The organism is Listeria rocourtiae subsp. hofi, assembly GCF_963575615.1.
Taxonomy (GTDB): domain Bacteria; phylum Bacillota; class Bacilli; order Lactobacillales; family Listeriaceae; genus Listeria_A; species Listeria_A hofi.
On sequence record NZ_CAUYTL010000073.1, the window covers coordinates 1 to 2,716 of the forward strand.

The 2,716-nt window shown below is 41.7% G+C and carries 2 protein-coding genes; one reads left to right on the top strand and one right to left on the bottom strand.

Features of this window, described 5'->3' with window-relative positions:
* Positions 1–121: 121 nt before the first annotated feature.
* Positions 122–1,930, bottom strand: a complete 1,809-nt coding sequence (gene glmS, locus R8925_RS15710) for a glutamine--fructose-6-phosphate transaminase (isomerizing) (protein WP_430536727.1) — start codon at positions 1,928–1,930, stop codon at positions 122–124.
* A gap of 502 nt (positions 1,931–2,432) precedes the next feature.
* Between glmS and R8925_RS15715 the strand changes: the two genes are divergently transcribed.
* Positions 2,433–2,642 (top strand): LPXTG cell wall anchor domain-containing protein, encoded by a 210-nt coding sequence (locus R8925_RS15715; protein WP_430536728.1) that lies wholly within the window; start codon positions 2,433–2,435, stop codon positions 2,640–2,642.
* Positions 2,643–2,716: the final 74 nt, after the last annotated feature.

Consider the following 2,716-nt stretch of genomic DNA (forward strand, 5'->3'; position numbering starts at 1 on the left):
GAGCTAACAGTTCCTACTGCCAAGCCTGTAGTGGACTTTCACCACCTAGCATTTGCGCATGCTGGGCGCACAAATAAGGATGTAGTTGCCGCGTACTATGGCAACTACATCCTTATTTAATTTACTCGACAGTTACACTCTTTGCAAGGTTACGCGGCTTATCTACATCACAACCACGATGAAGTGCTGCGTAATAGGCCAATAATTGACACGGTACAACGCTCACAAGCGGTGTTAGAAGCTCATGGACTTTCGGAATGACGAATTGATCACCTGCTTGGTTTACGCCTTCCATTGATAGAATACAAGCGTTAGCGCCACGTGCAAGGACTTCTTTGACGTTTCCACGGATATTCCAATTGATGCTTTCTTGGGTGATAAGAGCAAGAACTGGCGTACCGTCTTCAATTAGCGCAATCGTACCATGTTTCAATTCCCCACTTGCAAAACCTTCTGCTTGAATATAAGAAATTTCTTTTAGCTTCAGCGCGGCTTCCATAGCAACGAAATAATCGATATGACGACCAAGAAAAAAGGCATTGCGCGTTGTTGCTAAATATTCTCCAGCGATATGTTCGATAGTTTCTTTACTATCCACGAGTGTTTCCATCGCATTTGCTACAATTCCAAGTTCAACAGTCAAGTCAAATGCTTTTGCTATGCTAAGACCTTTTGCACGGCCTACTACAGTCGCTAAAATAGATAATGCTGCAATTTGAGCTGTATAAGCTTTTGTCGACGCTACAGCAATTTCTGGGCCTGCATGCAGGTACATCTTATGATCAGCTTCTCGGTCTAATGTAGAACCTGGCACGTTCGTGATTGTTAGGGAGCGGTAGCCAAGCTCTTTAACTTTTACTAGCACTTGACGGCTATCTGCAGTCTCACCACTTTGCGTAATGAAAATAAATAGTGGTTTTTCAGATAGCAATGGCATATTATAACCAAATTCACTAGAAACATGGACTTCGACTGGTACTTCTGCTAATTTCTCAATGAGGTTTTTACCGACAAGTCCCGCGTGATAGCTCGTCCCGCATGCAACGATATGGATACGGTCTGTGTCTAAAAGTTCTTTAACGATAGTTGGATCAATAGTTACGTCGCCATTTTTATCTTGGTACGCTTGAATAATTTTACGGATTACAGCTGGTTGCTCGTCTGTTTCTTTCAGCATGTAATGTGGATAGGTTCCTTTTTCGATATCAGACGCATCGAGCTCAGCAGTGTATGCTTCGCGCTCGATTTCTTCGCCATCCAATGTTTCGATTGTCACGCCATCTCGTTTTACAAGAACGATTTCTTCATCCATAATCTCTACAAATTGATTGGTTTCGCGAATAACTGCCATTGCATCACTTGCAATAACGTTGAAATCTTTGCCTTTTCCGATGAGGAGCGGGCTTTTATTTTTCGCTGCATAGAGCGTTTCATTGTCTTTATTGTCAATCAAGCAAATCGCGTATGAACCATGAAGTAGGCTAAGCGTTTTTGTGAACGCTTCTTTCGTTGTCATTCCTTCGTTAGCAAACAATTCGATAAGCAAAACGATAACTTCTGTATCCGTATCGCTCGCAAAATTCGCATCAGACAAATATTGGTCGGTTAATAACGAATAGTTTTCGATTACGCCGTTATGAACGATTGTGTATCGTCCTGACTTACTTTGATGTGGGTGCGCATTAGCATGGCTTGGTTTCCCGTGTGTTGCCCAACGTGTATGTCCAATTCCCATTTCACCAAAAGCTTCGGCAGGTACTTCGGAACGTAAATCCGCAATCCGGCCTTTTTCTTTCGATATTAGTACGCTAGTTGGTGATTTTAATGCAATTCCAGCCGAGTCATAGCCACGATATTCTAATTTCTCTAATCCTTCTAACAACACTTCTTTCGCATTCTTCTTCCCAATAAATCCTACAATTCCACACATAATAAAATCCTCCATTTATGAGGGCAAACTTATCCTATATAAAGCCCTCTTGTTTTTTTGAAAAAGGGCAGACTATTCCGCTGTCTGTATTCCTTTCGCGTTTCCATGGAGATATAAACATGTTCCTTTCCACTCTGTTCATCAGGTCACCCTGATGGTTTGTAGCAAAGGCATCACGATTGCATGCACAACCGAGGGACTCCCGCCGAATTTTCGATTAATCCCTTCCTCGTCAACTAGAGATTGGACTCTAGTTCTGGCGCTTCTATTTAGTTGTGAGCGATCCTCCTTTTCATTTTCTCTAGGAAACAAAATTATCATACCTCAAAGTTGTATAGTTCGTCAAGCCTTATATAATGTACCAATATTGAAATTGGTATAGCTGTTGACAAAAACAGGCTTTTATTTGATAATGGATAGGAAGCTTCATTTGCTAGGAATGGTAAGGGTTTTGCGGTGAATCGATATAGAAGTGAGATACATAAAAATAGGAGGGAAATACATGAAATTTTTTCAGAAAATACTTGCTGGGTTTACAGTTCTTTTCTTTTCATGGGCTATTTTTTGGAAATTTGGTCCAGTTCAAACAGTGAATGCAATCGATATGAATGGATTGCCGAACACTGGGGATAGCTTTTCGCTTTGGACAATTGTCATTGGTGCCATCTTGATTATCGCGGCACTTGTACTACTACTCCGAAAAAAATGGTAATCGAGTAGGAGGAGCCGTTAGGCTCCGACCTCTCACACCACCGTACGTACCGTTCGGTATACGGCGGTTCAATA